This window comes from Streptomyces sp. NPDC027962, assembly GCF_055566095.1.
In genome coordinates, this window is record NZ_JBVHTA010000013.1 from 67,409 (window position 1) to 74,524 (window position 7,116).

A 7,116-nucleotide genomic window follows, 5' to 3' on the forward strand; every position below is an offset into this window, starting at 1 on the left:
GGGCTTCGCGACATTACGGACCGCCGGACCGCACCGCTCCATGCCGCCCCCAGCCTCATTGCATAAAACTGCGAAGATGCGTATAGTCATGCCATCGATGAGGAGGACTCGATGACGGTACGAGCAGCAGTAGCAGGTGCGAGCGGGTACGCGGGCGGGGAGCTGCTCCGCCTGCTTCTGGCCCACCCGCAGGTCGAGATCGGCGCCCTGACCGGCAACTCGAACGCCGGCCGGCCGCTCGGCGGGCTGCAGCCGCACCTGCTGCCGCTGGCCGCCCGGGTGCTCCGGCCGACGACCGCCGAGGTGCTCGCCGGTCATGACGTCGTGTTCCTCGCGCTGCCGCACGGGCAGTCCGCCGCCGTCGCCGAGCAGCTCGGCGACGACGTCCTCGTCGTCGACATGGGCGCCGACTTCCGGTTGAAGGACGCGGCCGACTGGGAGAGCTTCTACGGCTCCGAGCACGCCGGCACCTGGCCCTACGGCCTGCCCGAACTGCCGGGTGCCCGCGCCGCGCTGGAGGGGTCCAAGCGTGTCGCGGTGCCCGGCTGCTATCCCACCGCCGTCTCGCTCGCGCTGTTCCCCGCCTATCAGGCCGGCATCGCCGAACCCGAGGCCGTGATCACCGCCGCCACCGGAACCTCCGGCGCCGGCAAGGCGCTCAAGCCGCATCTGCTCGGCTCGGAGGTCATGGGCTCCATGAGCCCGTACGGCGTCGGCGGCGGCCACCGGCACACCCCCGAGATGATCCAGAACCTGAGCGCGGTCGCGGGGGAGCGGGTCAGCGTCTCCTTCACCCCCACCCTCGCCCCCATGGCCCGCGGCATCCTCGCCACCTGTTCCGTCAAGGCGAAGCCGGGCGCGACCGCGCACGACGTACGCGCCGCGTACGAGAAGGCGCTGGCCGACGAGGAGTTCGTCCACCTGCTGCCGGAGGGCCAGTGGCCCGCCACCGCCTCCGTCTACGGATCGAACGCCGTCCAGATCCAGGTCGCGTACGACGAGAACGCCGGCCGCGTCATCGCGATCAGCGCCATCGACAACCTCACGAAGGGCACCGCCGGCGGCGCGGTGCAGAGCATGAACATCGCCCTCGGACTCCCCGAGAGCACCGGTCTTTCCACGATTGGAGTTGCGCCGTGAGCGTGACCGCAGCGAAGGGATTCACGGCAGCGGGCATCGCCGCCGGAATCAAGGCGAACGGCAACCCGGACCTGGCCCTCGTGGTCAACATGGGGCCCCGCCGCGCGGCCGCGGGCGTCTTCACCTCCAACCGCGTCAAGGCTGCTCCCGTCCTGTGGAGCGAGCAGGTCCTCAAGGGGGGTGAGGTGACCGCCGTACTGCTCAACTCCGGTGGCGCCAACGCCTGTACGGGCCCCAAGGGCTTCCAGGACACCCATGCCTCGGCCGAGAAGGCCGCGGACGTTCTCGGCCACAGCGCAGGCGAGGTGGCTGTCGCGTCCACCGGCCTGATCGGCGTGCTGCTCCCCATGGAGAAGCTGCTCCCCGGCATCGAGCAGGCCGCCGCCCAGCTTTCCGAGCACGGCGGTGAGAAGGCCGCCATCGCCATCAAGACCACGGACACGGTCCACAAGACCGCGGTCGCGCAGGGGCAGGGCTGGACCGTCGGCGGCATGGCCAAGGGCGCGGGAATGCTCGCCCCCGGCCTCGCCACCATGCTGGTCGTCCTCACCACCGACGCCGACCTGGACCACGCCGCCCTCGACACGGCCCTGCGCGACGCCACGCGGCAGACCTTCGACCGCGTCGACTCCGACGGCTGCATGTCCACCAACGACACCGTGCTGCTGCTCGCCTCCGGCGCGAGCGGCGTCGTCCCGGCCCACGACGAGTTCGCCGAAGCCGTGCGGGCCGTCTGCGACGACCTCGCCCGGCAGCTGATCGGCGACGCGGAGGGTGCCAGCAAGGACATCCGCATCGAGGTGGTCAACGCCGCCACCGAGGACGACGCCGTCGAGGTCGGCCGCTCCATCGCCCGCAACAACCTCCTCAAGTGCGCCATCCACGGCGAAGACCCCAACTGGGGGCGGGTGCTCTCCGCGATCGGCACCACCCGGGCCGCCTTCGAGCCCGACCAGCTGAACGTCGCCATCAACGACGTCTGGGTCTGCAGGAACGGCTCCGTCGGCGAGGACCGCGACCTCGTCGACATGCGCTTCCGCGAGGTGAAGATCACCGCCGACCTCGCCGCCGGGTCCGAGTCCGCCGTCATCTGGGCCAACGACCTCACCGCCGACTACGTCCACGAGAACAGCGCGTACAGCTCATGAGCACTTCCCAGAGCTCGACCCGGAAGCACACCGCCCTGCCCAAGGCCCAGACCCTCATCGAGGCGCTGCCCTGGCTGACCCGGCACAACGGCAAGATCGTCGTCATCAAGTTCGGCGGCAACGCCATGATCGACGAGGAGCTGAAGGCCGCCTTCGCCCAGGACGTCGTCTTCCTGCGTCACGCCGGCCTCAAGCCGGTCGTCGTGCACGGCGGCGGCCCGCAGATCTCCGCCGCGCTCGACCGACACGGCCTGGTCAGCGAGTTCAAGGCGGGGCTGCGCGTCACCACCCCCGAGGCGATGGACGTCGTACGGATGGTGCTCGCCGGGCAGGTCCAGCGCGAACTGGTCGGCCTGCTCAACCAGCACGGACCGCTCGCCGTCGGAATGACCGGCGAGGACGCCCACACCATCACCGCGACCAAGCACCAGCCGCAGATCGACGGGGAGCTCGTCGACATCGGCCGGGTCGGCGAGATCACCGAGATCGACGCCGGCGCCATCGAGGCGCTGCTCGCCGACGGCCGGATCCCGGTCATCTCCTCGATCGCCCGCTCACAGGACGACGGACATGTCTACAACGTCAATGCTGATACGGCGGCTGCGGCACTCGCTGCGGCGTTGGGCGCCGAGACGCTGATGGTCCTCACCGACGTCGAGGGCCTCTACGAGGACTGGCCCAACAGCGACGAGGTGATCAGCCGGCTCACCGCCACCCAGCTGGAGAAGCTGCTGCCGGACCTCTCCAGCGGCATGGTCCCCAAGATGGAGGGCTGCCTGCACGCCGTACGGAACGGGGTCAACACCGCCCGGGTGATCGACGGCCGGGTGCAGCACTCCATCCTGCTGGAGATCTTCACCGACGAAGGCATCGGCACGATGGTCGTGCCGGACGGACAGGGGGAAGCATGAGCGGCAACGGCAACGAGCGGCTCGCCCAGCGGTGGCAGAGCACCATGACCGACAACTACGGCACACCGAAGCTGTCCCTCGTCCGCGGCGCCGGCACCAAGGTCTGGGACGCCGACGGCACCGAGTACACCGACTTCGTCGGCGGTATCGCGGTCAACGCGCTGGGCCACGCCCACCCCGCCGTCGTCGAGGCGGTCACCCGCCAGATCTCCTCCCTCGGACACGTCTCCAACCTGTACGTCGCCGAGCCGCCCCTCGTGCTCGCCGAGCGGCTGCTCCAGCTCTTCGGCCGCCCTGGCCGTGTCTACTTCGCCAACTCCGGCGCCGAGGCCAACGAAGCCGCCTTCAAGATCGGGCGGCTGACGGGTCGTCGGCACATGGTTGCCACCACCGGCGGTTTCCACGGCCGGACCATGGGAGCCCTCGCGCTCACCGGTCAGCCGGCCAAGCAGGGGCCGTTCCTGCCGCTGCCCTCGGACGTCACACACGTCGCGTACGGAGATGTCGAGGCGCTGCGGGCGGCGGTCACCGAGGACACCGCTTTCGTGATCATCGAGCCGATCCAGGGCGAGAACGGCGTGGTCGTGCCGCCCAAGGGCTACCTCGAGGCCGCGCGCGCGATCACCCGGGCCACTGGCACGCTGCTTGTGCTCGACGAGGTGCAGACGGGCATCGGGCGGACCGGGCACTGGTTCGAGTACCAGGCCCATCAGGGTGTCGAGCCGGACATCGTCACCCTCGCCAAGGGGCTCGGCGGCGGCCTGCCCATCGGCGCCACCGTCGTCTTCGGCAAGGCGGCCGACCTGCTCAAGCCCGGCCACCACGGCTCCACGTTCGGCGGCAATCCCGTCGCCTGCGCCGCCGGACTCGCCGTCCTCGACACCCTTGCCGCCGACGGCGCACTCGATTCGGTCAAGCGGCTCGGCGAGAAACTGCGCGACGGAATCGAAGGCCTCGATCATCCGCTTGTCTCCCACGTCCGCGGCAGCGGCCTGCTGCTGGGTATCGTGCTCACCGAGCCCCTCGCACCCAAGGTGCAGCAGGCGGCTCAGGATGCCGGCTTCCTGGTGAACGCTCCCGCCTCCGATGTCGTACGGCTCATGCCGGCGCTGACCATGGGCGACGAAGAGGTGGACGCCCTGCTCCGGGCGCTGCCCGGCATCCTCGAGGCGAGCGGCGGGGAAGGACGATCCGGAGAATGAGACGACGATGACAGAGGCGCGGTACCCCGAACACGCTGAGCACGGCGGCCCCGCCGTACCGCAGACCCGCACGGCCCGCCACCGCCGGATCGTGGACATCCTGAACCGGCAACCGGTGCGTTCGCAGAGCCAGTTGGCGAAGCTTCTCGCGGACAACGGGCTGAACGTCACTCAGGCGACGCTCTCCCGTGACCTCGACGAACTGGGCGCGGTGAAGATCCGCAACACCGGCGGCGAGCTGATCTACGCGGTGCCGAGCGAGGGCGGCTTCCGCACCCCGCAGGCGCCGCTCGGCGAGTCGGCGAAGGAGGAGCGCATGCGGCGCCTCTCCAGCGAGCTCCTGATTTCGGCGGAGGCCTCGGCCAACCTCGTGGTCCTGCGCACGCCGCCGGGTGCGGCCCAGTTCCTGGCCTCGGCCATCGACCAGGCGGAGCTGCACGACATTCTGGGCACGATCGCGGGCGACGACACACTGATGCTGATCAGCCGCGACCCGGCGGGTGGGCAGGCGCTGGCGGACCACTTGCTGCGGCTGGCGCAGAACGGGCGGTAGGGGGCGGATTGCGGGGCGGGTTCCGCCCCTTCCCGCGCCGGCCAGGTGCCGGCCCCGCCACGGCCCGGGGCCCCGGTACACCGCGCTCCGCGCGACGCGCTATGACGCCGGACGGGCAGAAAGCCCCCCGCCGGCGCCTGGGGGACGAGCCCCGGCGGGACGGGCGAGTTCCTGGCCCGCCGGCATTCGGGGCACCGGGTGCGGGCAGCCCCGACGGGACGGGGCAGGTTCCCGCCTCGCCGGAGCTGGGCGCGGGTGCCCGGTGGAGGGCTCAACGGGACAGGCAGGGGCCCGCCCCGGCGGCACCGTCGGGCGCGGCTTCCGGCGGACGAGCCCCGGCGGGACGGCCAAGTTCCCGGCCCGCCGGAGTGAGGCGCGGGTCCCCGGGGGAGGAGCCCCCGGTCAGGCCGTACGCGCCGGCAGTGGCAACGGGAGTGCCGGGAGGCCGTCCAGGCTCACGCCCACGTGCTCCTTCTTCTCGCAGTACGCCGCGAACTCCTCCTCCGACTTCCGCCCGAAGTGTTCCGCGTGCTGGGTCCGCTCCTCCCGGTAGTCCATGAAGGGCACCGCGAAACCGCACACCTGGCTGATGCGCCGGGCGTGGACCACGATGATCGCCCGGGCTGCCGGACCGTCGACCTTCTCGAAGAGGCCGATCAGTTCGGCCCAGCGGGCGTCGTCCCGGAAGACCGCCTCGCCCTGACCGTGGACGCGCACCACCTGCGGGGGCCCGGAGAACGCGCACCACATGAGCGTGATGCGCCCGTTCCCCTCCTCGCGGAGGTGCGCGATGGTTTCGGCGCCGCTGCCGCCGAAGTCGAGGTAGTCCCTTGGGGAGTATCGGAACGGAATGTAGCGTTAGCATCTGATCACTCCGCCGACTGTGCGGGCCGGGGCAGAATCGGTGTGCTGTCCGTCTCGGCGAGTGCGACCCGTCCGCCCTTGAGTTCGGGTACGTACTTGTAGATCGTGTACCTGCTGACGCCCAGGAGCTTCGCGATGGACGTGACGGTGTTTCCCGGGCGGGTGAGCAGGTCCCGGGCGTGACGCACCTGTTCCTCGGACATGGCCGGCGGACGGCCCAGCCGGGCGCCGCGGGCGCGGGCGGCGTCCAGGTCCTCGTTGGTGCCCTGCACGATGAGTTCCCGGATGAACTCCGCGAGCGCGGCGAACACGTGGAAGACCAGGCGTCCGCCCGGCGTGGTGGTGTCGAGCGCCTCGTGTAGCGAGGTGAAGCCGATGCCACGCTTGCGCAGGCCGGAGACGATGGCGATGAGGTCCTGGATGGAGCGGCCGAGCCGGTCCAGTGACGTGACAACGAGGGTGTCGCCCTCACGCAGGTAGTCGAGCGCCTTCCACAGTTCCTCGCGCTCGGCGTTCTTGCCGGACTTCTTGTCGGCGAAGATCCGAATACAGCCCGCTTCCGTGAGTGCGTGAATCTGCCGGTCGAGCAACTGTCCCTTCGTCGATACGCGGGAGTACCCCACGAGGGCGCCGGTCCGTACGGCGGGGATGGGGGCGAGGAGATCGGCGGTGTCGTCGTCGGAGGGTGTCTGCACCCGCGAGATCGTACAGAAAAGGGTGCCACCCACGTTCTTGAGCACACTGACTTTCTGACACCGTTTTACGGGCATGATCCGGTGCCGGTCCGGCCGCGAGCCCTCTGTCAGCTTCTGGAGTGGGCTGCGCGGATGACCGGAGGCGGCTGCACACGCTGACGGCAGGATCGTCGACTCCGGTACGGCTATGACTCTCCGCTCGGCCGCCAGGAGCAAGTACCCCCCGGCACCAGGAGTGCACAGCTCACTCGCTCGGCGTCCGCACCCCTATCCTCATCTTCACTCTTGTGAGATGAGGGGGTGCGTGAGGTCGATGTCCACCAGTCCGTTCGGCCCTGCGGCAGACAAAGCCCGCGAGGAAAGAACCCGCGGCGAACTGAACGCGCGTCGCAGGAGGTAGGCACCGCCGCAGGTCAGCGCCGCGGTGGGCGTGCGCAGTACGGCACCGTGTCCTGAAGTTGAGATAGAAGTTCGAGACCGGTACGGCTTTGGGGGGGGGGGGGGGGGGGGGGGGGGAGGAGAAGAGGGGCTGGTGGGGGGTGGTGGGGGGGGGAGGGGGAAGAGAAGGAAAGAAAGAAAAGAAAAAGGAGAAAAAGGGGAGGG

The 7,116-nt window shown here is 70.2% G+C and carries 6 protein-coding genes and 1 pseudogene; 5 read left to right on the forward strand and 2 right to left on the reverse strand.

Features of this window, described 5'->3' with window-relative positions:
• Positions 1-111: 111 nt before the first annotated feature.
• Genes argC through ACZ4SA_RS14975 form a run of 5 tightly spaced genes read left to right on the forward strand, consistent with a single transcriptional unit; the run spans position 112 to position 4,954 of the window.
• On the forward strand, positions 112-1,140 hold the full coding sequence (gene argC / locus ACZ4SA_RS14955; protein WP_468274040.1) for an N-acetyl-gamma-glutamyl-phosphate reductase: 1,029 nt from the start codon (positions 112-114) through the stop codon (positions 1,138-1,140).
• A complete protein-coding gene (argJ, locus tag ACZ4SA_RS14960; protein ID WP_468274042.1) occupies positions 1,137-2,288 on the forward strand; it encodes a bifunctional glutamate N-acetyltransferase/amino-acid acetyltransferase ArgJ in 1,152 nt (383 codons plus the stop codon). The genes argC and argJ overlap by 4 nt, the downstream gene beginning before the upstream one ends.
• On the forward strand, positions 2,285-3,199 hold the full coding sequence (argB, locus tag ACZ4SA_RS14965; protein ID WP_468274044.1) for an acetylglutamate kinase: 915 nt from the start codon (positions 2,285-2,287) through the stop codon (positions 3,197-3,199). The genes argJ and argB overlap by 4 nt, the downstream gene beginning before the upstream one ends.
• Positions 3,196-4,401, forward strand: a complete 1,206-nt coding sequence (locus ACZ4SA_RS14970) for an acetylornithine transaminase (protein WP_468274047.1) — start codon at positions 3,196-3,198, stop codon at positions 4,399-4,401. Before argB ends, ACZ4SA_RS14970 begins: the two co-directional genes overlap by 4 nt.
• 7 nt (positions 4,402-4,408) lie before the next feature.
• Complete coding sequence (locus ACZ4SA_RS14975) at positions 4,409-4,954, forward strand: arginine repressor (RefSeq protein WP_356632605.1); 546 nt, start codon at positions 4,409-4,411, stop codon at positions 4,952-4,954.
• A 402-nt stretch (positions 4,955-5,356) separates the two neighbouring features.
• On the opposite strand, the pseudogene ACZ4SA_RS14980 reads toward ACZ4SA_RS14975, so the two are convergent.
• Positions 5,357-5,779, reverse strand: a pseudogene (locus ACZ4SA_RS14980) (pyridoxamine 5'-phosphate oxidase family protein); the annotation flags it as partial.
• 44 nt (positions 5,780-5,823) lie between these two features.
• Positions 5,824-6,513 (reverse strand): recombinase family protein, encoded by a 690-nt coding sequence (locus ACZ4SA_RS14985; protein WP_468274049.1) that lies wholly within the window; start codon positions 6,511-6,513, stop codon positions 5,824-5,826.
• Positions 6,514-7,116 lie beyond the last annotated feature (603 nt).